Below are 24101 nucleotides of genomic sequence, written 5' to 3' on the forward strand. Positions count from 1 at the left end.
GGGTGCGACCGGCGGTCTGCCGCCGGTCATCTCGCCTCTTCCGTTCAGGTGAATGTGACGACACCCGCGTGTGTCCCGGCCGTGAGGAGGTGAGGGCGAGATGAGTCCCGGCGACAGTCCGTATCCCAAATCCATCTTGTCCCGATTCGGTTCCGGCATCCTTTCTGCCGCCTGAACATTCTCGGGCGCCCGTTAAATCCTGCGCGTCAATCACTTTGCGCGCGACTGGGCGCATGCCACGAGCCGATCGGACCTCCCGAAAGGAGACGATCATGGCTTTTGTTGTTACACACCGTCTTACCGGTCCCAAGAGGGGACGCGGCCGGTCGATGCTGCGTGTGGGCCGCCGATTGGCCGGCAAGTTGCATGCACGGAGCACCCTGACTCCGCAGGAGCGGGCCAACCTCTATGTCTCGCGGATGCCCATTGCGGTTGTCACGGCCTCGCTGGGCGGGCATCCGTCGGACAGCGCGGACAACCGTCGGTGATTGTTCCGTCACGGCTCAGCGGCGGGCCCCGATGGGGTGCCCGCCGCTGACCGAACCGGAACTTGTTGAGATTGCGAGAATTTCGATGACGTCGACCTCCACCGAGTTCCAGGGCGGACTCCGCACCTCCGAAGCGTCGGGTCAGGCCGTGCTGGATTCGGCGCACGCCGGCGACATCGTCGGCGCGTTCGGCCGCATCCGCCGTGACGACACCGGCGCATGCGGAGCCACCGGTGGCCGCTGGCGGCGGCTGCGGACACTGATGGTCATCACCGGTCCCGGACTGATCGTCATGGTGGGCGACAACGATGCCGGCGGCGTTGCGACCTACGCGCAGGCGGGGCAGAACTACGGGATGGGGCTGTTGTGGACGCTGACAATGCTGATCCCGGTGCTGTACGTGAACCAGGAGATGGTGCTGCGGCTGGGCGCGGTCACCCGGGTCGGTCACGCGCGGCTGATCTTCGAGCGCTTCGGCAAGTTCTGGGGCGCCTTCAGCGTCGGTGATCTGTTGATCCTCAACGCCTTGACGATCGTCACCGAATTCATCGGTGTATCACTGGCGCTCGGGTTCCTGGGCTGCCCCAAGGCTATCGCGATCCCCGCCGCCGCCGTGTTGTTGTTCGCCGTGGTGGCCGGGGGTTCGTTCCGCCGCTGGGAGGGTCTGATGTTCCTGCTGATCGCGGTGAACGTGCTGATCATTCCCATGGTGCTGATGGCGCGTCCCACGCTGAAAGGAACGGCAGGGGGGCTGGTGCCGCAGTTTCCGGGCGGGCTCAACTCCACCGTGCTGCTGCTCGTGGTCGCGATCGTGGGCACCACGGTGGCGCCGTGGCAGTTGTTCTTTCAGCAGTCCAATGTGGTGGACAAGCGCATCACGACTCGCTGGATCTCTTACGCGCGAGCCGATTTGATCATCGGAATCGTCGTCGTCATGGTTGGCGCGACGGCCCTGATGGCGGTGACCGCGTTCGGGCTGGCCGGCACCGCCGACGTTGGTGCCTTCACCGACGCGGGTGCGGTCGCCTCGGGCTTGTCCAGGCACCTCGGCACCACGGTGGGGGCGCTGTTCGCGATCATCCTGCTGGACGCGTCGCTGATCGGTGCCAACGCGATCGGGCTGGCCACCACCTATGCCATCGGTGACGCCTTGGGCAAGCGGCACTCGCTGCATTGGAAGATGAGCGAGGCTCCGCTGTTTTACGGCGGGTACGCCCTGCTGCTCGCGGTGTCCGCCGCGGTCGCGTTCAGCCCAGACCACATCCTCGGCCTGGTGACCCAGGGCGTGCAGGCCCTCGCCGGTGTCCTGCTGCCCTCGGCGACCGTGTTCCTGGTCCTGCTTTGCAACGACCGCGCGGTGCTCGGACCCTGGGTGAATACCGTGCGGCAGAACATCATTGCGTGGACCATCGTGTGGTCTCTGGTGGTTTTGTCGCTGGCGCTGACCGCGACGACGTTCTTCCCGGGCCTGTCCACGGCCGCCATCGAGTCCGGGCTCGCGGTCGGCGCAGCGATCGGCATCCTCGGCGGGGCCGTCGCGATCATCGCCGGCCGGAGGCATCGCGACCTGCGGGACGCGGAAGCCATCGTGGGCGCGCTCGGCGGTGGCCTGGATCCCGAAGAGGTCGACGAACTCGACGACGCACCGCTCCTCACACGCGCCGAACGGCGGGCGGTGCGTCAACAGGACCGGGCGCACTGGCAGACCCCCAATCTCGCCATGCTTGACCGACCGATCATGTCGCCGATGCGCCGGGCGGGGTTGTTGACCCTGCGTGGCTATCTGGTCGTGGCGGTCGTGTTCGTGATCATCAAGATCGTGCAGGCCGGAATAGTCGGACCGGCCACCTCATTGTGAACCGTTCGGCAGCAGAACGATTTTGCCGCGGGTGTGCCGCCGCTCGAGTTCCTCGAAGGCGTCGGCGACGCGGTCGAGCGGGTAGGTGCCGGCGACCTCGAAATCGATGGTTCCGCTAGCGATCAAGTTGGCGATCTCGGCGAGCACTTCGGGCGTCGACGCGTCCACACTGCCCTCGGTTTTGGCGCCGACTTCGCCGGCCTTCTCGAACGAGATGACGGTGTCGATCCGCTCGGGCGCGACGCCGAGATCCACGGCGAGCTGGACATAGTCGGGGCCGAACAGGTCGATGAACGCGTCGATCCCGTCGGGCGCCGCCTCTCGCAGCCGGTCGGCCAGTCCGTCCCCGTATGCGACCGGGGTGACGCCATGGGCGCGCAGCCAGTCGGCGTTGCCCGGCCCGGCGATGCCGAGTACGCGTGCTTTGCGCAGCAGCAGCAGCTGCACGGTCAGCACACCGACGCCGCCGGCGGCCGCCGAAACGGCGACCGTCTCACCCGGTTTCGGGTCGACCGCCCGGACCGCGGCATACGCCGTCGCGCCGACCACGTATAGCGAACCCGCGACCTCCCAACTCAATTGGGGAGGCTTGGGGATGAGTTGATTGACCGGCACGGCGGTGTGGGTGGCGTGGCTGGATCGGCGGAAACTGAACCCCAGGACCTCGTCGCCGACGGAAAACTCCGTCACCCCCGGTCCTATGGCGGTCACGACCCCGGCGAGGTCGCTGCCCTCACCGGACGGAAAGGTGGCGGGGAACATGTCTTGCATTGCCCCGGTTCGGATGGCGGCCTCGCCCGGGTTGATCCCGGCGGCGCGAACCTCGACCACCACCTCTCCCGGGCCGGGCGACGGCGTGTCCACATCCGCCACGTACAACACGTCGCGGTCCCCGTAACGGTCGAACCGTACCGCTCGCGCGCCCGACGCCGTCATCTGGTCCCTCCTCACCCCCGCGAATGGCCCTTGCCCCCGCCAGCATAGGCGCGAGTGCCCCGCCCTTGTTCCCGCCCATATTTCGCAGTAGCGTCAGGCGCCGCGGACGGGATAGCGGATGGACAGCGGACGGACATGGAAGGAACCCTTATGGAGCTCGCTCGGATCACCGTCGCCGGCTGGGCGGTCGCCACCGTAGTGGTCGGCGCCGCGACCACCGGCTGCGGCAACGACCACAACACGTCATCGCCGTCCACGTCGGCGACATCCACCAGTGCCGCCTCGTCGTCGACCGGTTCGAGCGCGGTGACGAGCCCGTCGCCGGGACAGCCCAGTGATTACAGTAATTTGCTAATCAAGCCCAGCGACATCGGCGCAGACTTCACCACTCCCCAACCACCCGTGCTGAATCCGAACAATGCGGCGGGCGTCGCGCAGCTTTTCGCCAATGCCGACAACAGCCGCCGAATCGGGGACACGATCTTGATCGTCGCTGACCCGACGGTGGCGGCGGCGGGGATCGAGAACACCAAGGCCAATTACGCGGGCAAGGTCAGCGGAACGTGGCAGCCGGTCGATGTCGGTTCCAACGGGGCGATGATTTCCGGCAACGCGCCCGGCAATTCCCAGGCGATCACGGTGCTGCTGTTCAACGAGGGCAAGGCGCTCGTCAACCTGGAGTTCGACAGCTCTCCCAACGATCCGATCGATCCGGGCGTGGCGACCGACATCGGCCGCAAGCAGGACGCGGCGATCAAGAGCGGTCTGCCGGGCTAACCCAAATCACGCCCGGCGACTATAGCTGCGGAATGCCCTTTGTCCGGAACCGATTTCGGCCGCCCGCACCGCCGTCAGGCCACGACCTGGATGGGGTCGCCGACGTTGACCTGGTTGAAATACCAAGCGGCGTTATCCGGGCTCAGGTTGATGCATCCGTGACTGACGTTGGTGTGGCCCTGCGAGTCGACCGACCATGGGGCCGAGTGCACGTACACGCCGCTCCACGTGACCCGGACCGCATACTGCGCCGTGATCTTGTATCCCTCGGGCGAACTCAGCGGGATACCGATGGTCCGCGAGTCCATCACGACGGTGCGTTCCTTTTCCAGGGCGGTGAAGTTGCCGATCGGGGTGGGGCGGCTGAGCTTGCCCATCGATGCCGGCATCGTCCGCAGCACTTCGCCGTTGCGGCTGACGGTAAAGGTGTGCCCGGAGAGGCTGGCGACCCCGAGTAACTCGTCACCGGTGTCAAAGCCCGTCGTCAGGGCCTGCACGCCCACCGAGACGTGAGTGTGGGTGGGCCAGTAGTGGTTCGGAACCCACTGGACGACGGTGTTCTCGACCCACTCGAAATGTCCGGGCATTTCGCTCGGCGATGTGACGTTGATGGTCCGTTCGGCGGCGACGCGGTCGGTGACCGGCGCCGTGAACGTGACCACGACCGGGTGCGCCACGCCCACCACCGCCCCGTTAGCGGGCAGAACCGAGGCAACTCCGGGGACCGGCTCGGGCAGCGGGACCGCGGCCAGGCTGCGGGCGCCGCTGCTCAACGCGCCCATGCCGGCGATCGCTACCACAACGAACAGATAACGAACCGCTCGACGCATGGCGCTTACCCTTTGCGATGGTGGGACGGACACAAAGGTATTCTACTGGTTGTCGGCTCATTCCGGGTTTCAGCAAACTTTAGGGTGTTCGCTGGGGGGAATGCCATGCGGTCGAGGCGACCCGGGTCCCGTGCGCAATCGCCTTCGCGGGCGGTCCGTGCCGCGGATGACGACGCCGTCCACGCCCCTGTGGTGTCGAACCGTCGGCGGCTGCGCAGAACTGACTGCGGCATAACCGCTTTCGCGGCCGTGACCGCCCAAACCCCGCTGGGATGCTCGGTATGCCGTGTTAGCCTCAGCGAGGCCGGTGCCCGAAGGCCGAGCCCGAACACCGAGGAGGTGCGGGTGCTTTTCCGTCAATTGGAGTACTTCGTTGCGGTCGCCCAGGAGCGCCACTTCGCCAGGGCGGCCGAGAAGTGCTACGTCTCGCAACCCGCGCTGTCCGCCGCGATCGCCAAGCTCGAACGAGAGCTGAACGTCACGCTGATCAACCGTGGGCACAGCTTTGAGGGCCTCACGCCCGAGGGCGAGCGACTGGTCGTGTGGGCCAAACGGATTCTCGCCGAACACGACGCGTTCAAGGCCGAGGTGCACGCCGTGCGATCCGGCATCGCGGGAACGCTTCGGCTGGGCACCGTTCCAACCGCGTCGACGACGGCGTCCCTGGTGCTCTCGGCGTTCTGTTCGACGCATCCGCTGGCGAAGGTGCAAATCCTTTCCCGGCTGGCCGCCACCGAGCTGTATCGCCGCGTGCGCGAGTTCGACCTGGACGCCGCCATTGTGCACACCGCCACGGACGACGCCCACGACGTGAGCCTGGTGCCGCTCTACGAGGAGCACTACGTGCTGCTGTCGACGGCGAGCATGTTGCCCGCCGGCGCGTCGACGCTGACGTGGCCCGAGGCGGCGCAGCTGCCGCTGGCGCTGCTCACCGCCGACATGCGGGATCGCCAGATCATTGATGATGCCTTCGCCGGCCATGCCATCACCGTCACGCCGCAGGTCGAAACCGACTCCGTCGCTTCGTTATTGGCGCAGGTGGCCACGGGCAACTGGGCCTCCATCGTCCCGCACACCTGGCTGTGGACGTCGCCGCTCGGCGCGGAGATCCGCGCCGTCGAGATGGTCGAGCCGGTGCTCAAGGCCGAGATCGCGCTGGCCACCAACTCTTTGGGGCCGGGGTCACCCGTCGCCCGTGCGCTGACCGCGTGCGCGCAACAGCTGGAGCTCAACGAGTTCTTCGACGCTCAATTGTTGGCTATCACGCGCCGGCGCTGACCACCGGTGGCGGCGCGGCCGCGCTGGTTGGGTTGAGGCTCGCCAGATGTCCGCTTTCCACGCCGGCCGCCGGGTCGAGTTCGCAGTCGATGACCGACGGCCCGTTGGCGGCGATCGCCTCCGCCAGCGCCGAGCGCAGTTCGGAGGGTGTGGTGACGTGATATCCCGTGCCGCCGAACGCCTCTGCGATCAGCTCGTGACGCGCCCGCGCGTTAAGCACGGTCGGGGCGGGATCTGACCCTTTTGCGGCCGCGGCAGCCGCAATCTCGTCGCCGCGGTAGACGCCGCCATTGTTGAGGATGACGACGGTCACCGGCAGCCGGTAGCGGCAGATCGTCTCGACTTCCATACCGGAAAACCCGAATGCGCTGTCGCCCTCGATCGCGACGACGGGGTTGCCGGTCTCCACCGCGGCGGCGATGGCGTATCCCATTCCGATGCCCATCACCCCCCATGTACCGGTGTCGAGCCGGTGTCGCGGCGACTCCATGTCGATGACGTTGCGGGCCAGGTCCAGCGCATTGGCGCCCTCATTGACTACATACACGCCCGGGTTTTCTTGCAGCACAGAGCGGATGGCGCCCAGCGCGTTGTAAAACCGCATGGGGTGCGGGTCTTCGGCCAGTCGCTGTAGCATCTTGGCCTCGTTACGGGCTTTGCGACCGGCCAGCTCGTTGACCCATTCGGTGGGCGCGGCGACGGGATCCGCAGCCAGGGCGTCACATAGCGCCGACATCACCGAGCCGATGTCGCCGGCCAGCGGCGCCACGATCGGCCGGTTGCTGTCGAATTCCGATGCCGCGATATCGATCTGCACGAACTTGGCGCCGGCGGACCATTGTGGCGACTCCCCGTGGCCGAGCAGCCAGTTCAGCCGGGCGCCGACCAGCAAGACGGCATCGGCGCGGGCGATGGCCAGCGAACGCGCGGCCGCGGCCGACCGGGGGTGCGAGTCGGGCAGCAGTCCTTTGGCCATCGACATCGGCAGGAACGGAATTCCGGTGTCCTCCACGAACTTCCGAATCGCGCCGTCGGCCTGGGCGTACGCGGCGCCCTTGCCGAGCACGATCAGCGGTCGCTGGGCCTGCCTGAGCACGTCCAGCGCGCGATCGACCGACTCCGGTGCCGGCCGCTGCCGGGGAGCGGGGTCGACAACGCGCCAGACGGTGTTCGCCGCGGCGGAGGCCTCCATGGCCTGACCCAGAACGTCGGCGGGTATATCGAGGTAGACGCCGCCCGGCCGCCCGGAGATCGCGGTGCGAATCGCGCGCGCCACACCGCGCCCGATGTCCTCGATGCGGCCGATCCGATATGCGGCCTTCGCGAAAGGCCTTGCGGCGTTGAGCTGGTCGAGGTCCTGGTAGTCGCCGCGCTGCAGGTCCACCATCGCGCGATTGCTGGAACCCGAGATCTGGATCATCGGGAAACAGTTCGTGGTGGCGTTGGCCAGCGCGGGCAGGCCGTTGAGGAATCCGGGACCGGACGTCGTCAGGCACACGCCTGGGCGGCGGGTGAGGAACCCGGCGGCGGCGGCGGCATTGCCGGCCGAGGTCTCCTGCCGAAAGCCGATGTAGCGGATGCCCGATGCCTGGGCGGTGCGGGCGAGGTCGGTGATCGGGATGCCGACGATCCCGTAGATCGTGTCGACGTCATTGGCCTTGAGGGCATCGACGACGAGGTGGAACCCGTCGGTCAAGCGAGTCGCTTCGCTGGGAGATGCCGAAACGGTGGTCATAGTGGCGGCCTCCTCGTGAGCGTGATGCCGTATCTGTCCGTAATTGCCTCGGTCATCACTGTGGTCTCGCTGCGCGCAGGTGTCCAAGACTAAGCCGCTATGCAGCGATTCACGCCATCTATCGACCGCCGATCACCGATCATGGGGCCTATCGATAGCCGCCGATTATCGATAGTGAGCGGATCAGTATTGGACGTACACCAACGCGGCGCGGCATGGTTCGAGCAAGAGCTTTTAACGCAGAAGGAGTGTGGTGATGAGGACCAGCAACGACACTGCGCCTGAGCGGTTGGCGGCGCGACCGAAGGACGAGGCCCGAAGCCCGCGCATCGCCGAGCTGGTCGAGATCGCGGCAAGCCGGCGGCCGGACGCCCCGGCGCTCGTCGTCACCTCCGACCGCACGCCGGTCAGCTACCGCGACCTGATTCGCCTGGTCGACGACGTGGCCGGACAGCTGAAACGGGGCGGCTTGTTGCCGGGTGATCGGGTCGCGCTTCGTGCCGGCAGCAACGCCGAATTCGTCGTCGGATTGTTGGCGGCGTCGCGAGCCGACCTGATCATGGTTCCGTTGGACCCGGCCTTGCCCGTCAGCGAGCAGCGCACCCGAACCGAGGCGGTGGGCGCGCGGGCGGTGCTGGTCGACGGTGACGGAGCCGGCGATAGGCGGGAGCCGACCTTGCCGTGGTGGCCGATCGCGGTCACCATCGGACGCGACCAGGGCCCAATCGACGCGCACGTCGACGCCGCGACGTCACCGCTGCAAGACGTTTCGACGCCCGAGGGGCTGTCCGGCGACGACGCGATGATCATGTTCACCGGCGGGACCACGGGCGTGCCGAAGATGGTCCCGTGGACTCACAAAAACGTCGCCGACTCGGTGCGGGCGATCGTCGCCGGCTACGGGCTGGGCCCGCAGGATGCGACGGTCGCGGTCATGCCGCTCTACCACGGTCACGGGCTGATCGCCGGGTTGCTGTCCACTCTGGCGTCCGAGGGCACGGTGCTGCTGCCGGCGCGGGGGCGGTTCTCCGCGCACACGTTCTGGGATGACATCGACGCCGTCCGGGCAAGCTGGTACACCGCGGTCCCGACGATTCACCAGATCCTGTTGGAGCGCACCAAGACTGAGCAGCCGGCGAACAAGCGGGCCGCGCTGCGCTTTATCCGCAGCTGCAGCGCCCCGCTCACCCCGGAAACCGCTCAAGTACTGCAAGACACGTTTTCGGCGCCGGTGGTGTGCGCCTTCGGCATGACGGAGGCGACCCATCAGGTGGCCACCACCGGAGCCGGCCAAACCGAAAACCCCGCCACCACACCGGGTCTCGTTGGCCGCTCCACCGGACCCGAAATCCGGATCGCGGGGACCGACGGTAAGCCCCTGACGGCGGAGGCCGTCGGGGAGGTGTGGCTGCGCGGCTCGACCGTGGTGCGCGGTTACCTCGGCGACCCGGCGATAACCGCCGCGAACTTCACCGACGGGTGGCTGCGCACCGGCGACCTGGGATCACTGTCGGCCGCCGGCGATTTGAGCATCCGCGGCCGGATCAAGGACCTCATAAATCGGGGCGGCGAGAAGATTTCACCGGAGCGCGTCGAGGGCGTGCTGGCCACCCATCCCAAAGTCCTCGAGGTGGCCGTCTTCGGCCTGCCGGACAAGATGTACGGGGAGACGGTCGCCGCAGTGTTCGTGCCCCGGGGATCGCCTGCGCCGACGCCGGCCGAGCTTGCGGTGTTCTGCCGCGAGCGGCTGGCGGCCTTCGAGGTTCCCGCCACCTTCGCCGAAGCCGGCACCCTGCCGCATACCGCGAAAGGCTCGTTGGACCGCCGCGCCGTGATCGACCAATTCGGTCGCGGGGCCTAGGTCAGAAGCACTGTGCCGTAAGAGCTTTCGATACGGATGAGCACGGGGCCGACGACGGCAAGTTTCCCCACGCGGCGCGCGCACCCGATTCACCGACGCGATAGCTCTGCACCAGGGTGGCCACCGCGGCCGCGATCACCAGCACCCCGACCACCGAGTGGAGAGCGAATTTCACGGAACGTCCGCGCGCCTGGCGGATGTGGACGGCGCTCAGCAGCATGACCGAGACCAGCAGCCCCGCCATGATGTAGACGAGCGTTTCGCCGAATTGCTCGTGCGTTGTCAGGGCGGGTGACGGACCGACGCGAGCCGCCAGCCACCCTCCCGAGCTGGTGGTCAACGGGGTCAAGGCGAGCGTGCCGGCGGCGAGCAGTAACACCAGCCAGATCAGCCGCCGTCGCGCCGCGGGCCATAGCGCACAGAGGATCGCCAGGATCGCCGTCAGCGGGGCCAGGACGACGACGAAATGGTTGAGCAGGATGTGCGCGGGAAGACCGTGGAACGTCGACATGCGCCAACGGGCCGTCACGCCGTGGTTTTCACCCGGGTCGCCGCGGACTCGGGCATCGGTTCGTAGCGGGCGAAAGAGCGGGTGAATGACGCGGCCCCATGCGCCAGCGAACGCAGGTCGATCGCATACCGCGTCAGCTCGACCTGAGGTACCTCGGCTCGGACCTGCGTGCGTATGTTGCCCGCGGCCTCGGTGCCGAGCACGCGTCCGCGACGCCCCGACAGGTCGCCCATCACCGCGCCGACGAAATTGTCGGGCACCAGCACCGAGATCTCGTCGATCGGTTCGAGGAGGTTCACCTTGGTCGCCGCCGCCGCCTCCCGCAGGGCCAGCGCACCCGCCGCTTGAAACGCGAAGTCCGAAGAGTCGACGCTGTGGGCCTTTCCGTCGAACAATGTGACACGGATGTCGACCACCGGGTAACCCGCGTGGACGCCCCGTTCCATCTGCGCGCGGACGCCCTTCTCCACGCTGGGGATGAAGTTCCGCGGCACCGCCCCGCCGACCACCTTGTCGACGAACTCGAACCCGGAGCCCTCCGGCAGCGGCTCCACCTCGATGTCGCACACCGCGTACTGGCCGTGCCCGCCGGACTGCTTGATGTGGCGGCCGTGTCCTTTCGCCTTGCCGCTGAAGGTTTCTCGCAGCGGGACGCGGAGTTCGACGGTGTCCACGCTGACGCCGTAGCGGTTGGCCAAAGCGTCGAGGACAACGCCGGAATGGGCCTCACCCATGCACCACAGCACGATCTGGTGCGTTTCCTGGTTTTGCTCGATCCGCAGCGTCGGGTCTTCGGCGGCCAGCCGCCCCAGCCCGACCGACAGTTTGTCTTCGTCGGTCTTGGCGTGCGCCGCAATGGCCACCGGCAGCAGCGGCTCGGGCATCGTCCATGGCCTGAGGACCAGCGGCTCCGACTTGTCCGAGAGGGTATCGCCGGTTTCGGCGCGGCTCAGCTTGCCGATGGCGCAGATGTCGCCCGCCACCACCGCGGCCGCGGGGCGCTGCTGCTTGCCGAGCGGGAAGGACAGGACCCCGATGCGTTCGTCCTCGTCGTGATCGGGGTGTGAATTCCCGTTCCCGTTGGCCTCGCCGAAGAACGACGCAAAATGGCCCGACACATGAACCGTCGTGTCGGGCCTGATGGTCCCGGAGAACACCCGGACCAGGCTCACCCTGCCGACGTAGGGGTCCGACGTCGTCTTCACCACCTCCGCGAGCAACGGCGCGTTGGCGTCACAAGCCAGCGTTGCGTGCGTCGCACCGTTCGGCGTGAAGACCTCCGGTAGCGGGTGTTCCATCGGGGACGGGAATCCCCGGGTGGCGACCTCGAGCAATTCCAGGGTGCCGACGCCGGTGCCGCTGCAGACCGGGATCACGGGAAAAAACGAGCCCCGGGCAATGGCCTTCTCCAGGTCTTCGATGAGCACCGACTCGTCGATCGACTCGCCGCCGAGATAGCGCTCCATCAGGGACTCGTCCTCGGACTCCTCGATGATTCCCTCGATCAGGCTGCCGCGTGCCTCCTCTATGGGGTCGGCGTCCGACGGGTCCGGCGGCTGTATGGTGCGCTTGCCGCCGGAATATTGGTAGCGCGTCTGCGACAGCAATCCGATCAGGCCGTCCCCGGTCGGCAGATAAAGCGGTAAGACCTTGTCGCCGAACGCGTTTTGCGCGGCGGCCAGCGCCTCCTGATAGTTCGCCCGCGCGTGGTCGAGCTTGGTGATCACCACGGCGCGCGGCATGCCGACCTGGCTGCATTCCTGCCAGAGCGACTTGGTCGGTTCGTCGACGCCCTCGTTCGCGGCGATCACGAACAGCGCACAATCCGCGGCGCGCAACCCGGCGCGCAACTCGCCGACGAAGTCGGCGTACCCGGGCGTGTCGACGAGGTTGATCTTGATGCCGTCGTGCGACAGGGACGCCACGGCGACGCCGACGGAGCGCTGTTGCCGGATCTCGGCGTCGTCGTAGTCGCAGATCGTGCTGCCGTCGGTGACCGAGCCCGGTCGGGACAGCACGCCGGCGGCGACCAGCAGGGCCTCCACCAGGGTGGTTTTGCCGCCGCTGGAGGGCCCCACCAGGACCACATTGCGAACATCGCCCGGACCGTTCGCGGTGGGAGCGGCCGCCGCGCCCTGGGAAGCGCTCGCCTTGTCCGCCATGACTTTCCTCCAGTTCTCAGGTCGCTTCGCTCGCCGCGCGGGGTCGTGTGCTCACCCGCTGGCGCGGTGTGGTGTGTTCCAGACCACAGGACGCCTGTAGGCAACTTTTCCCCCAACCGCCGCCCAACACAAGGCCACCGGCCAGCCACAATTGAGGGCGGCTTGCCCGGTCGGTTCGGTGCTGACGCGCGTCGGGTCAGGCGTGCCAGCTCGACCAGCGTCGCACAGTGACCGCGATTACTGGGCCGTGCAACGAAACCGATTGATAATGAGGGTATTTGGCGCGCAGCAGCCGGAATCCGGTGCCCATCGCCGCGCCGCCGGCGTGAATCGCGGCGAGACCGTCGGCGCGGACCCACCACAACTGCGCCCAGTCGTCGGCGTAGTGGTCGACGAGCAGGCTGACCTGCGGATTGCTTTCGATGTTGGCCAGGCGCCGCAGCCGCCGCGTCGTCTTGGGTTTCGCGTCGACGGCCGTGTAAACAATCCCGTCCTCGCCGACGGCGAATACCACCGGCACCAGGTGCGGCGTGCCGTCGGGCGTGGCAGTGGCCAGGCGGGCTATCGGGGACTGTGTGAATCTGGCCTTCGGGTCGAATTCGCCCACGTTGTCAGCTTAGGGCCGTTCCGGCCCGCTCCAAACATTGTCGTCGCCGCGCTACGTTAACCGCATGCTGGCGGAGACCCAGATCACCAACCTGCTGTATCGCTACGCCGAATGCATCGACGCCGGTGACCTGGCGGGAGCGGCCGCGCTCTTCGAGCACGCGCGCATCCGGATCGGCGGCTCGGACGCCGATCACGACACGATCGACGCGCCGCGGCTGCTGGGCATTTGGAAATCGCTGATCATGCTCCACCCGGACGGGACGCCGCGAACCAAGCATGTGACGACCAATCCGATCATCGAGATCGATGAGCAGGCCGGCGCCGCGAGTTGCCGCAGTTACTACACGGTGCTGCAGCAGACCGACGAGCTACCGCTGCAGACCATCGTCACCGGTCGCTATCACGACCGATTCGAACGCGTCGACGGCCGGTGGCGGTTTTCCTACCGCGACCTCACCCTCATCGACATGGTCGGTGACGTCAGCCACCACCTCGCCTATCCCATCGCGCCGGCCCAAGGGGCCTGAGCGCTGTCGTGAATAGCTATCTGCATTACGGTTATACAGATCAAGTCGTGCTACCCAGACCGGGAGGCTGGGCCAAATTCTGGTTCTTACTGCGATGCAGGAGGTGACGGGATGAGCAAATGGCACCACCGCTCGGTCTGGTGGTCATGGTTGGTCAGCGTGCTGGCCGTGGTGGGACTGGGACTGGGCATGGCCGCGGTGCCGGCCTCCGCCGTACCTCCCGGGCCGTCCACGCTGGCGCTTGACCGGTTCCACGACCGGCCCATGGCGCCGCTCGACCCCTCCGGCATCGTCGGCAGGGTCGGGCCTCAGGTCGTCGATATCAGCACCAAATTCGGCTACAACAATGCGGTCGGAGCGGGAACGGGCATCGTCATCGATCCGGGCGGTGTCATCCTGACCAACAACCACGTGATCTCGGGTGCCACCGACATCAGCGCGTTCGCGGTCGGCAACGGCCAGACCTACGGCGTCGACGTCATCGGCTACGACCGCACCGCGGACGTCGCGGTCCTGCAGCTTCGCGGCGGGGGCGGCCTGCCCAGCGCCAACATCGGTGGTGGGGTCTCGGTGGGCGAGCCGGTCGTCGCGTTGGGCAACGCGGGCGGTCAGGGCGGAACACCGAGCGCGGTGGCCGGCCGAGTCGTCGCGCTCAACCAGAGTGTCGCCGCGACTGACACCCTGACCGGCGCGGAGGAGAACCTGGGCGGGTTGATCCAGGCCGACGCCGCGATCAGGCCCGGTGACTCGGGTGGGCCCATGGTCAACGAAAGCGGCCAGGTGATCGGCATGAACACCGCCGCCACCGACAGCTACAAAATGTCCGGCGGTCAGGGTTTCGCCATTCCGATCGGTACCGCGATGGGGGTCGCCGGACAGATCCGGTCCGGCGCCGGGTCGAACACGGTGCACATCGGCCCGACGGCGTTTCTCGGCCTGGGCGTCACGGACAACGGCGGCAATGGCGCTCGGGTCGAACGCGTGGTCGGCAGCGGTCCCGCGGCGGCGGCAGGAATCTCGGCCGGCGACATCATCATCGGGGTCGACAACGTCCCGATCAACGGCGCCACCTCGATGACCGATGTGCTCGTCCCGCATCACCCCGGTGACACCATCACCCTGCACTGGCGCGCCAAGGGGGACGGTGACCGCAGCGGACCGGTGACGTTGGCGGACGGGCCACCGGCCTGATGCCGCGCGGATAATGCCCGCCTCCCGTCGGATTAGCTTGCGGCACAGCGTGATTCGTCGCCTTTTTGCGGTCGTGATTCCCGATGTGCCGCGTCGGGTACCCGTGGCATCGTGGAATTGATGAACGACGCAAGAGGCGCAGTCGAGCACGATCCCGCGGGGGGCAGTCACGTCGAGGACGGCGTGGTTGAACATCCAAACGCCGAGGATTTCGATAATGCGGCCGCACTGCCCGCCGACCCCACCTGGTTCAAGCACGCGGTTTTCTATGAGGTGCTGGTGCGGGCGTTCCTCGACGCCAACGCCGACGGGTCGGGTGACCTGCGGGGACTCATGGAACGCCTGGACTACCTGCAGTGGCTCGGCATCGACTGCATCTGGCTGCCCCCCTTCTACGACTCACCGCTGCGTGACGGCGGCTACGACATCCGGGACTTCTACAAGGTGCTGCCCGAGTTCGGGACCGTCGAAGACTTCGTCGCCTTGCTTGACGCCGCCCACGAGCGGGGGATCCGGGTGATCACCGACCTGGTGATGAATCACACCTCTGAGTCGCACCCGTGGTTTCAGGAGTCCCGGCACGATCCCGACGGGCCATACGGTGACTACTACGTGTGGAGCGACACCAGTGAGAAGTACACCGACGCCCGCGTCATCTTCGTCGACACCGAGGAATCGAACTGGACCTTCGATCCGGTCCGCCGCGAGTTCTACTGGCACCGGTTCTTCTCCCACCAGCCCGACCTGAACTACGAGAACCCGGCCGTTCAGGAGGCGATGATTGACGTCATTCGCTTCTGGCTGGGATTGGGGATCGACGGGTTTCGCCTGGACGCGGTGCCCTACCTGTTCGAACGCGAGGGCACCAACTGCGAGAACCTTCCCGAGACGCACTCGTTCCTCAAGCGGGTCCGCAAAGTCGTCGACGACGAGTTCCCCGGCCGGGTGTTGCTGGCCGAGGCCAACCAGTGGCCCGGCGATGTCGTCGAGTACTTCGGGGACGCCAGCACGGGCGGCGACGAGTGCCATATGGCGTTTCATTTCCCGCTGATGCCGCGCATCTTCATGGCGGTCCGCCGGGAATCGCGGTTTCCGATCTCGGAGATCATGTCGCAGACGCCGCCGATCCCCGACATGGCGCAGTGGGGGATCTTCCTGCGTAACCACGACGAGTTGACGTTGGAAATGGTTTCCGACGAAGAACGCGACTACATGTACTCCGAGTACGCCAAGGATCCGCGGATGAAGGCGAATGTCGGAATCCGCCGCCGCCTGGCACCGCTGCTGGACAACGACCGCAATCAAATCGAGCTGTTCACCGCGCTGCTGATGTCGCTGCCCGGCTCGCCGGTCCTCTACTACGGCGACGAGATCGGCATGGGCGACGTGATCTGGCTGGGGGACCGCGACGGGGTGCGCACCCCGATGCAGTGGACACCGGACCGCAACGCCGGCTTCTCCAAGGCCAACCCGGGCCGTCTGTACCTTCCGCCGAGCCAGGACTCGGTCTATGGGTACCAGGCGGTCAACGTGGAGGCGCAACGCGACACCTCGACGTCGTTGCTCAACTTCACCCGCGTGATGCTCGCGGTGCGAGGCCGGCACAAAGCCTTTGCGATCGGAAGATTTGAGGAACTGGGCGGGTCGAACCCGTCGGTTCTGGCGTTCGTGCGCCACGCGGCGGATGACGGAGACACCGTGCTGTGTGTCAACAACCTGTCGCGATTTCCCCAGCCGATTGAACTGAACCTCCAGCAATGGAGCGGCTGCACACCGGTGGAGCTGACCGGTCATGTGGAGTTTCCGCGCGTCGGTCACCTGCCCTACCTGCTGACACTGCCGGGACACGGGTTCTACTGGTTCGAGTTGACCGGATGCGAGGAGAACACGTGACCCGCGCCGGCGACGATGCAGAACGAAGTGATGAGGAGGAGCGGCGCGCATGACTCAGCCAGCCAAGCTGCCCTGGTCTGAGTGGCTTCCACAGCAACGGTGGTACGCGGGACGGAACCGCGGGCTGTCCGGCGCCGAGCCGAGCGTCGTCGTGCCCTTGCGCGACGACCTCGACCTGGTCCTGGTCGACGCCCGCTACACCGACGGCTCGTCGGAGCGCTACCAGGTAATCGTCAGGTGGGACTTCGCGCCGGTGTCCGAGTACAGCACCGTCGCCACCATCGGCGCCGCCGACGACCACACCGGGTTTGACGCGCTGTATGACGCCGACGCGCCGCGGTTTCTACTCTCGCTCATCGACTCCGCAGGCATGCGCGGCTCGTCCGGTGGCGAAGTGACATTCACCAAAGAGCCGGACGTCGACCTGCCGTTGGACGCGCTGCCGCACGTCTCCGACGCCGAGCAGAGCAACACCAGTGTGATCTTCGATCGAGACGCTATCTTCAAGGTCTTTCGCCGGGTCAGCAGCGGCATCAACCCCGACATCGAACTGAACCGGGCACTCGCCCGCGCCGGCAACCCGCACGTGGCCCGGTTGCTCGGCACCTACGACATGGTCCCGCCGGACGGTGACGCATGGCCCCTGGGCATGGTCACCGAATTCGCGTCGAACGCCGCCGAGGGCTGGGCCATGGCCACCGCCAGCGTCCGTGACCTGTTCGCGGAGGGCGACCTGTATGCCTACGAAGTGGGCGGCGACTTTGCCGCCGAGTCCAACCGGCTCGGCGAAGCCGTGGCCTCCGTGCACGCCACCCTGGCGGAGTGCCTCGGAACGGCCGAGGCCACGTTCCCGGTCGACACCGTGCTGGGCCGGCTGTCCGCGACCGTCGCCAAGGTTCCGGAACTCGCGGAGTACGCGGCGACCATCGAGGAGCGATTCCAAAAGCTCGCGGGCGAGACGGTCACCGTGCAACGCGTGCACGGTGACCTGCACCTGGGGCAGGTGCTGCGCACCCCGGAGACCTGGCTGCTGATCGACTTCGAAGGCGAACCGGGGCAGCCGCTCGACGAACGGCGCGCGCCGGATTCACCCTTGCGCGACGTGGCCGGCGTGTTGCGGTCGTTCGAGTACGCCGCCTACGGGCCGCTGATCGACCAGGGCGCCGACAAGCAGCTGGCCGCCCGCGCCCGGGAATGGGTCGAGCGCAACCGCGCCGCATTCTGCGACGGCTATGCGGCCGCGTCCGGGACCGATCCACGCGATTCGGCGCAACTGCTGGCCGCCTACGAACTCGACAAGGCGGTGTACGAGGCCGGCTACGAGGCGCGGCACCGGCCGGGATGGCTGCCGATCCCGCTGCGCTCCATCGCCCGGCTGACCGCCGCGTAGCTCAACGTGCTGCACGGACCGGCCGTTGTCTGAAAGCATGTCCCGCGTGGGGAGGGCGATCTTCGATAGCGAGGCGAGGTTGTCGTGGGTGCTGGCCGGGCTGGCCGGGGTGCTGGGAGCGACGGCGTTCACCCACTCCGCCGGATATTTCGTAACCTTCATGACCGGGAACGCTCAGCGGGCCGCGCTGGGGTTTTTCCGCGGCGACGTCGTGCTCTCGGTTTCGGCGGCCCTGCTGCTGGTGTGCTTTGTCGCCGGCGTGGTGATCGCGTCGGTGTGCCGGCGGCATTTCTGGGTCGCGCATCCGCACGGCCCCACCGTCCTCACAACCTTCAGCCTTCTGGCCGCCACCGTGCTGGACGTCCTCGATGAGGGGTGGGAAGAAAACCTCCTTGATTTCGCACCAATCATGTTGGTGGCCTTCGCTATTGGCGCGTTGAACACGTCCTTCGTCAAGGATGGCGAGGTGTCGGTGCCGCTGAGCTATGTGACCGGCACGCTGGTCAAGATGGGCCAAGGCATCGAACGCCACATCGCCGGCGGAACCGCGGCGGACTGGCTCGGCTACTTCCTGCTGTTCACCAGCTTCGTCGTGGGCGCCGCGGTGGGCGGCTGCATCAGCCTGATCGTCAACGGCACGTGGATGCTCGTGGTCGCCACGTCGGTGTGTGCGTTGACGACCGGATACACCTACTTCCACCAGGACCGTCGCGCGCTGTTGGATAAACGGTCAGACAAACAGCATCGGCAGCAGCGCTGACCGGTGCGCTGCTGCCGATGCCGGCTTTGGATGCTCAGTTTCTAGGCGGAGTTGTTGCTGGCGTTGAGCACCTGCAGGATGTCGGGCTTCATGGCAACCAGCTGCTGGTTCCAGTAGGGCCATGAGTGCGTCCCATTGGCCGGGAAGTTGAACACCCCGTTGCGTCCGCCCGCGGCCACGTAGTTGTTCTGGAAGGTTTGGTTGGTGCGCAGCGTCAGGCCCTCCAGGAACTTCGCCGGCATGTTGTCGCCCCCGAGGTCGCTGGGGTTGCCGTTACCGCAGTAGACCCAGACCCGCGTGTTGTTGGCGACCAGCCGCGGAATCTGGACCATCGGGTCGTTGCGCTTCCACGCCGGGTCGCTGGACGGGCCCCACATGCTGTTGGCGTTGTAGCCACCGGAGTCGTTCATGGCCAAACCGATCAGGGTCGGCCACCAGCCCTCGGACGGGTTGAGAAAGCCGGATAGCGAAGCGGCATACGGGAATTGCTGCGGGTAGTAGGCGGCCATGATCATGGCCGAACCGCCCGACATCGACAGACCGACCGCGGCGTTGCCGAACGGCGACACCTGCTTGTTGGCCTGCAGCCACGCGGGCATTTCCTGCGTCAGGAAGGTCTCCCACTTGTAGGTGTAGTTCTGTCCGTTGCCCTGCGACGGCTGGTACCAGTTGCTGTAGAAGCTGGACTGGCCCCCGACGGGCATGATCACCGACAGGCCGGACTGGTAGAACTCCTCGAAGGCCGGGGTGTTCATGTCCCAGCCGCTGTAATCGTCCTGTGCCCGAAGGCCGTCGAGCAAGTAGACCGAGTGCGGTCCGCCGCCCTGGAACTGCACTTTGATGTTGCGGCCCATCGACGGCGATGGCACCTGTAGGTATTCCACTGGAAGTCCCGGCTTTGAGAACGCGCCCGCCGTAGCCGAGCCGCCGACGGCGGTGACCAGACCCGACAACAGGGCAGCCCCCACAGCCGCGATAGCCAGCCGGCGCGGCATACGCGCTGCTGCGCCACGCAACTTTCGCACCTCTTCGAAGAACGACATAGCTCTTTACCCATCCCAACTTTCATCTGCCGCATGACGCGGTCGAATCTGTTCGCCTGCGCAGTGAAACACAGTGGGAGGACGTAATTCGTCTGTCGTGGCCGGGGCGGTAGATCGCGGTTGGCTAACGATTGGGAGTCGGCCAGGAATCGTCACATTCCGGTCACGAATGGCTCTCGGAGCTATTGCAATTCAACAGCCTACGCGACCAGCCGGCGCAATAGCGTTGAGGCTGTGGCGATTCCGATCACGGCGGCCACCACCAACACGATGAAGTCGACCGGGTTGTACGGGGTGCCGATCAACAGCGCCCGCAGCGCGTCCACCTCGTAACTGAGCGGGTTGACCTTGCTCAGCGCACGCAACCACGCGGGCATCACGTCGACGGGGTAGAGCGCGTTGGACGCGAAGAACAACGGCATCGTGATGGCCTGGCCGATCCCCATCAGGCGGTCGCGGCTGAGAACCAGGCCGGCCAGCGTCATCGACAGGCAGGCGAAGAACGCCGCTCCGAGCATGACGACGGCCATCGCCGCCAGGATCCGCAGCGGATTGATCGTCAGGCCGACGTTCATCAGATACGCCAGCGCCATGACGCCGACGACCTGGGCGACCGACCGCACCCCGGCCGCAAAGGCCTTGCCGGTGATCAGCGCCGACGCGGGCGCCGGCGTAACCATGAGCTTGGCCAGGACACCGGCGTCCCGGTCCCAGATGATCTGGATCCCGTAAAAGATCGAGATGAATAGCGCCGACTGGGCGATGATTCCCGGCGCCAGGAAGGCGAGATAGGACACCGACCCGGTGTGGATGACGTGCAACTTGGTGAACGTGGTGCCGAAGATCAGCAGCCACAGCGCCGGTTGCACCATCCGGGTGACGAGCTCGGTCCGGTCGTGCCGCAGCTTTTGCAGTTCCACAATCGCGAACGCCCCGACGCGCGCCAACGTTGCCTGGGCCCGTTGCCATCCGCGGGGGGCGCGAACCAGGGTGGCCGCCGGGGCTTTGGAAGCGCTATCAACTGGCACGGCTGGCAACCTTTCTGCTGGAACGGATCTCACGGAAGGAGCCGGAGGATTCCGGTGTGCCCGAGGCTCCCATTTCCGAGGACAAGTCCTCGGTCGCGTAGTGGCGGAACACGTCCTCGAGCGTGGCGCCGGGTGCCACGTTCGACTTCAGCTTTGTGGGCGTGCCCACGGCCCGCAGTTGACCGCGGTGCATCAGCGCGACCCGATCACACAGCGCGTCGGCCTCTTCCATGTAGTGGGTGGTGAGCAGCACCGTCATGCCGAACTGGGCCTGCATGCTCTGCACCTGTTGCCAGACGCCGTCCCGGGCGATCGGATCCAGCCCGACCGTCGGTTCGTCGAGCACCAGCAGCGACGGGCGGTTGACCAGCGCCTGTGCCACTTCCAGGCGGCGCACCATGCCGCCGGAGTAGGCTCCCGCCCGCCGGTCGGCCACGTCGAGCAGCTCCATGGCGCCCAGCGCCTGTTCCACCCGTTCGGCCCGGCATGCGCGCGGCACACCGTACAGCCGCGCGAACCATTGCACGTTCTGTCGCCCGGTCAACGCGGGTTCGACCGAAAGTTGTTGCGGCACATAGCCGATATTGCTGCGAATATCGATGGTCTGATCGCGCGCGTCCATGCCGAAAATGCGCAATTCGCCCTGCTGCACCGGCGTCAACGTGGTGAGCATGCGGACCAGCGTCGTCTTTCCGGCGCCATTGGGTCCCAGCAGGCCCATGGTCTCGCCCGGTCGCACCTGCAACGTCACGTCATTGACCGCGGTGAACTGGCCGTACCGGTAGGTCAGGTTCCGGCAGTCGATCGCCATTGGCAGTCTTTCGTTCATGATCGCCGCTCCTGCAATAGTCGGGTCATCGTGTCAAGGACCTCCAATCCCTTTGTCAGGTCCTCGATTTGATCGTTATCGAGTTCGCCGAGCACCTCGGCGAGCAACGCGCGCCGCGCGGCCCGAGACGCGTCGACGAGCTGCTGGGTGGGCTCGGCGAGCCGCAGTTGGCCGACACGGCGGTCCGTCTCGCCGACGGTTCGGACCAGCAAGCCGTTGCCGACCAGCTTGGAGACCAGGGTGGATGCGGTGTTGGGCACTAGGCCGAGTTCCGCCGCGGCGGCGCTGACCGATATCCCCGGTCGCCGTCCGACCAGCCACAACAGCTCCGCCTGCGCCTCGCTCAGCCGCGCGGAATCAAGCCCGCGGCCGGCTGACCGGCGAAGTTGCCGGCGAAACCTGCCGACGACGCCGAATACCTCGGCGACCACGTCGGTGCTGGACTTCACTGCGGCCATATAGCTCTGTTTACGAGCTAAATATGTGTGCGAGCTGTGTGGGGGCTAGATCCCAGCTACTTTTCGAGGAAATGCAGGATCACGTCCGTCAACTCCCCGTTGTCCGCGCCGGCGGTCATGTAGCTGCAGAAGGGTTGCCGGCGACGATCCGTCGGCGAGCCCGGATTAAGCAGGCGCAATCCGGTTTTCGTCGTCGTATCCCACGGAATGTGGCTATGACCGAACACCAGCACGTCAGTGTCGGGGTAGAGCCGCGACATGCGCGCATCCCGGCCGGTCGCGGCGCCGGCCTCGTGGACCACGGTCAAGCGCAGCCCGTCCAGCGTGGCGTCGGCCCGTTCGGGCAACCGAGCCCGCAATGCCGGCCCGTCGTTGTTTCCCCAGCACGCGAGCAGCCGCGCGGCCCTGGTTTCCAGGTCGTCGAGCAATTCGGCCGATACCCAGTCTCCGGCGTGCACGACGACGTCTGCCCTCGCGACTTCGTCCCACACCCGCGCGGGCAGGTCGCGTGCGCGCCGGGGAATGTGGGTGTCGGCGATCAGCAGCAGCCTCACGCCGCCATCTTGCGCTGCCGTGGCCGAGCCTGCGCCGAGGGCGTCGATCCTGCGCACAGAGTGCGTCTCGTCGACTTCTGGCAGCACTGGGCGCAGTCTCGATCCATCGGGGGATCTGCTCCCGACGCTAGCCGCGTTGACTGCGCGCTTCGGCGCCCGTCTCGCCGGCATCGATCGCGTCATCGGGACCGGTCGCCCCGACATACGTGCCATCATCGTCGCCCGCGGCGGCGCGCGATCGTGACTCGTGCGCCTCGGGTTCGACGTCCGATTCGGTCTTGTGGCCCTTCGGTTCAGGCATGAGGTTCCTCCCGTGCGGCTCGCAACGTTCCAGAAGGGGTTCCCCGCGCGGTCGCCGCGAAACGGCCTCGGCCGGATGGCGATGTCACATTGCTCCGGCGCTATGGTTATCACCCTGAGCCAAGGAGAACACCGAATGCGCACCTTCGAATCAGTGGCCGACCTCGCCGCCGCGGCGGGCGAGACCATCGGGCAGAGCGACTGGGTGACCATCACCCAGGAAGACGTCAACCTGTTCGCCGACGCGACCGGCGATCACCAGTGGATCCACGTCGACCCGGAACGGGCGGCGGCCGGCCCGTTCGGCAAGACCATCGCCCACGGTTTCATGACCCTGGCGCTGATGCCACGGTTGCAGCACCAGATGTACACGGTCAACGGCATCAAGCTCGCAATCAACTACGGCCTCAACAAGGTTCGCTTCCCCGCCCCGGTGCCGGTCGGCTCGCGGGTCCGCGCGCAGAGCTCGCTGGTCAGCGTCGACGACCTCGGCGACGGCGCCGCGCAGGCGACCGTGTCGACCACCGTCGAGATCGAGGGTTCCCCCAAGCCGGCGTGCGTGGCCGAAAGCATCGTTCGCTACATCTCCTGACGGCGCACATACGAACGTCGACTTGTCGCACTGAAATAGGCTTTTCAGCCCGACAAGTCGACGTTCGGCCGCTCAGAACTCCGCGATCGAGTGTTCGAGGCGCTCGGCCAGTCTGGCCTGGGCTTCGGCGCGCCGGGTCGGTATGTGCTGAGACGGGAAAGGCGTTGTCACAGGCTGGTATTCGCGCAGCGTGCGACGGGCGACCGTCATCTTGTGCAGCTCGGTGGCGCCGTCGGCGATGCCCAGTGACTCGGCCGCCACCATCATCTTGACGAAGGGCATCTCGTCGGAGACGCCGAGCGCTCCATGCAGGTGCAGGGCCCGTTGCGCGACGTCATGCAGCACCTGCGGCATGGCGACCTTCACCGCCGCGATGTCGCGGCGCACCTTCTGGTAGTCGTGGTGCTTGTCGATCAACCACGCCGTGCGGAGCACCAGCAGCCGGAACTGCTCGATCTGGATCCAGCTGTCGGCGACCTTCTCCTGGGTCA

At 66.7% G+C, this 24101-nt stretch carries 24 protein-coding genes; 11 read left to right on the top strand and 13 right to left on the bottom strand.

Going from position 1 to position 24101, the window contains the following annotated elements; translation table 11 throughout:
- Positions 1-272 precede the first annotated feature (272 nt).
- Together JWP83_RS10880 and JWP83_RS10885 are read left to right on the top strand one after the other, a co-directional pair.
- Entirely contained in the window at positions 273-488 is a 216-nt protein-coding gene (locus tag JWP83_RS10880) for a hypothetical protein (protein WP_297729937.1), read from the top strand.
- A gap of 85 nt (positions 489-573) precedes the next feature.
- Entirely contained in the window at positions 574-2346 is a 1773-nt protein-coding gene (locus JWP83_RS10885) for an NRAMP family divalent metal transporter (protein ID WP_297729939.1), read from the top strand.
- Here JWP83_RS10885 and JWP83_RS10890 read toward each other — a convergent pair.
- Positions 2338-3282, bottom strand: coding sequence for an NADP-dependent oxidoreductase (locus JWP83_RS10890; RefSeq protein ID WP_297729941.1), 945 nt, complete (start codon positions 3280-3282; stop codon positions 2338-2340). The two genes, JWP83_RS10885 and JWP83_RS10890, sit on opposite strands and share 9 nt — an antisense overlap.
- A 150-nt stretch (positions 3283-3432) precedes the next feature.
- Between JWP83_RS10890 and JWP83_RS10895 the strand changes: the two genes are divergently transcribed.
- Positions 3433-4059 carry a hypothetical protein gene (locus JWP83_RS10895; RefSeq protein ID WP_297729943.1) on the top strand — a complete coding sequence of 209 codons (627 nt, stop codon included), beginning with the start codon at positions 3433-3435 and terminating at the stop codon, positions 4057-4059.
- Positions 4060-4133: 74 nt separating this feature from the next.
- Here the strand turns inward: JWP83_RS10895 and JWP83_RS10900 are convergent, their stop codons facing one another.
- Positions 4134-4889, bottom strand: coding sequence for a L,D-transpeptidase (locus JWP83_RS10900; protein ID WP_297729945.1), 756 nt, complete (start codon positions 4887-4889; stop codon positions 4134-4136).
- Between the two features lie 345 nt (positions 4890-5234).
- On the opposite strand from JWP83_RS10900, the gene JWP83_RS10905 reads away from it, so the two are divergent.
- Positions 5235-6167 (top strand): LysR family transcriptional regulator, encoded by a 933-nt coding sequence (locus tag JWP83_RS10905; protein ID WP_297729982.1) that lies wholly within the window; start codon positions 5235-5237, stop codon positions 6165-6167.
- Here JWP83_RS10905 and oxc read toward each other — a convergent pair.
- A complete protein-coding gene (oxc, locus tag JWP83_RS10910) occupies positions 6151-7902 on the bottom strand; it encodes an oxalyl-CoA decarboxylase (protein WP_297729947.1) in 1752 nt (583 codons plus the stop codon). The genes JWP83_RS10905 and oxc overlap by 17 nt on opposite strands.
- Positions 7903-8158: 256 nt before the next feature.
- Here oxc and JWP83_RS10915 point away from each other — a divergent pair, with 256 nt between their 5' ends.
- On the top strand, positions 8159-9763 hold the full coding sequence (locus tag JWP83_RS10915; protein ID WP_297729949.1) for a FadD7 family fatty acid--CoA ligase: 1605 nt from the start codon (positions 8159-8161) through the stop codon (positions 9761-9763).
- Position 9764: 1 nt separating this feature from the next.
- On the opposite strand, the gene JWP83_RS10920 is transcribed toward JWP83_RS10915, so the two are convergent.
- From JWP83_RS10920 to JWP83_RS10930, 3 genes are all read right to left on the bottom strand, one after another.
- On the bottom strand, positions 9765-10274 hold the full coding sequence (locus JWP83_RS10920; protein ID WP_297729951.1) for a DUF2231 domain-containing protein: 510 nt from the start codon (positions 10272-10274) through the stop codon (positions 9765-9767).
- Between the two features lie 14 nt (positions 10275-10288).
- A complete protein-coding gene (locus JWP83_RS10925) occupies positions 10289-12436 on the bottom strand; it encodes an elongation factor G-like protein EF-G2 (protein ID WP_297729953.1) in 2148 nt (715 codons plus the stop codon).
- A gap of 196 nt (positions 12437-12632) precedes the next feature.
- Positions 12633-13043 carry a TIGR03668 family PPOX class F420-dependent oxidoreductase gene (locus JWP83_RS10930; RefSeq protein WP_297729955.1) on the bottom strand — a complete coding sequence of 137 codons (411 nt, stop codon included), beginning with the start codon at positions 13041-13043 and terminating at the stop codon, positions 12633-12635.
- Between the two features lie 64 nt (positions 13044-13107).
- Here JWP83_RS10930 and JWP83_RS10935 point away from each other — a divergent pair, with 64 nt between their 5' ends.
- From JWP83_RS10935 to JWP83_RS10955, 5 genes are all read left to right on the top strand, one after another.
- Positions 13108-13572 (top strand): nuclear transport factor 2 family protein, encoded by a 465-nt coding sequence (locus tag JWP83_RS10935; RefSeq protein WP_297729957.1) that lies wholly within the window; start codon positions 13108-13110, stop codon positions 13570-13572.
- A 111-nt stretch (positions 13573-13683) separates the two neighbouring features.
- On the top strand, positions 13684-14763 hold the full coding sequence (locus JWP83_RS10940) for a S1C family serine protease (protein WP_297729959.1): 1080 nt from the start codon (positions 13684-13686) through the stop codon (positions 14761-14763).
- A gap of 120 nt (positions 14764-14883) precedes the next feature.
- Positions 14884-16656: a maltose alpha-D-glucosyltransferase gene (gene treS, locus JWP83_RS10945; protein WP_297729961.1), complete on the top strand. Its 1773-nt coding sequence runs from the start codon at positions 14884-14886 to the stop codon at positions 16654-16656.
- Positions 16657-16705: 49 nt separating this feature from the next.
- Entirely contained in the window at positions 16706-18046 is a 1341-nt protein-coding gene (locus JWP83_RS10950; protein ID WP_297729963.1) for a phosphotransferase, read from the top strand.
- A 37-nt stretch (positions 18047-18083) separates the two neighbouring features.
- Positions 18084-18806 carry a YoaK family protein gene (locus JWP83_RS10955; RefSeq protein WP_297729965.1) on the top strand — a complete coding sequence of 241 codons (723 nt, stop codon included), beginning with the start codon at positions 18084-18086 and terminating at the stop codon, positions 18804-18806.
- A gap of 41 nt (positions 18807-18847) precedes the next feature.
- On the opposite strand, the gene ag85C is transcribed toward JWP83_RS10955, so the two are convergent.
- The 6 genes from ag85C to JWP83_RS10985 all read right to left on the bottom strand — a co-directional run bounded on the left by ag85C (position 18848) and on the right by JWP83_RS10985 (position 23019).
- Positions 18848-19849 carry a diacylglycerol acyltransferase/mycolyltransferase Ag85C gene (gene ag85C, locus JWP83_RS10960; protein ID WP_297729967.1) on the bottom strand — a complete coding sequence of 334 codons (1002 nt, stop codon included), beginning with the start codon at positions 19847-19849 and terminating at the stop codon, positions 18848-18850.
- 200 nt (positions 19850-20049) lie between these two features.
- Positions 20050-20877: an ABC transporter permease gene (locus JWP83_RS10965; protein WP_297729969.1), complete on the bottom strand. Its 828-nt coding sequence runs from the start codon at positions 20875-20877 to the stop codon at positions 20050-20052.
- On the bottom strand, positions 20867-21706 hold the full coding sequence (locus tag JWP83_RS10970) for an ATP-binding cassette domain-containing protein (protein WP_297729971.1): 840 nt from the start codon (positions 21704-21706) through the stop codon (positions 20867-20869). Before JWP83_RS10970 ends, JWP83_RS10965 begins: the two co-directional genes overlap by 11 nt.
- Entirely contained in the window at positions 21703-22164 is a 462-nt protein-coding gene (locus JWP83_RS10975) for a MarR family transcriptional regulator (RefSeq protein WP_297729973.1), read from the bottom strand. Before JWP83_RS10975 ends, JWP83_RS10970 begins: the two co-directional genes overlap by 4 nt.
- Before the next feature lie 56 nt (positions 22165-22220).
- On the bottom strand, positions 22221-22718 hold the full coding sequence (locus JWP83_RS10980) for a metallophosphoesterase (RefSeq protein WP_297729975.1): 498 nt from the start codon (positions 22716-22718) through the stop codon (positions 22221-22223).
- Between the two features lie 127 nt (positions 22719-22845).
- The gene (locus JWP83_RS10985; RefSeq protein WP_297729976.1) at positions 22846-23019 is read right to left on the bottom strand and encodes a hypothetical protein; all 174 of its coding nucleotides are present in this window, start codon (positions 23017-23019) and stop codon (positions 22846-22848) included.
- A gap of 135 nt (positions 23020-23154) precedes the next feature.
- Here JWP83_RS10985 and JWP83_RS10990 point away from each other — a divergent pair, with 135 nt between their 5' ends.
- Positions 23155-23610: a MaoC family dehydratase gene (locus tag JWP83_RS10990; RefSeq protein WP_297729978.1), complete on the top strand. Its 456-nt coding sequence runs from the start codon at positions 23155-23157 to the stop codon at positions 23608-23610.
- 72 nt (positions 23611-23682) lie between these two features.
- Here JWP83_RS10990 and JWP83_RS10995 read toward each other — a convergent pair.
- On the bottom strand, positions 23683-24101 hold a 419-nt coding region (locus JWP83_RS10995), incomplete at its 5' end, for an acyl-CoA dehydrogenase family protein (RefSeq protein WP_297729980.1).

Origin of the sequence: Mycobacterium sp. (genome assembly GCF_025965855.1) — a bacterium.
Classification (GTDB): domain Bacteria; phylum Actinomycetota; class Actinomycetes; order Mycobacteriales; family Mycobacteriaceae; genus Mycobacterium.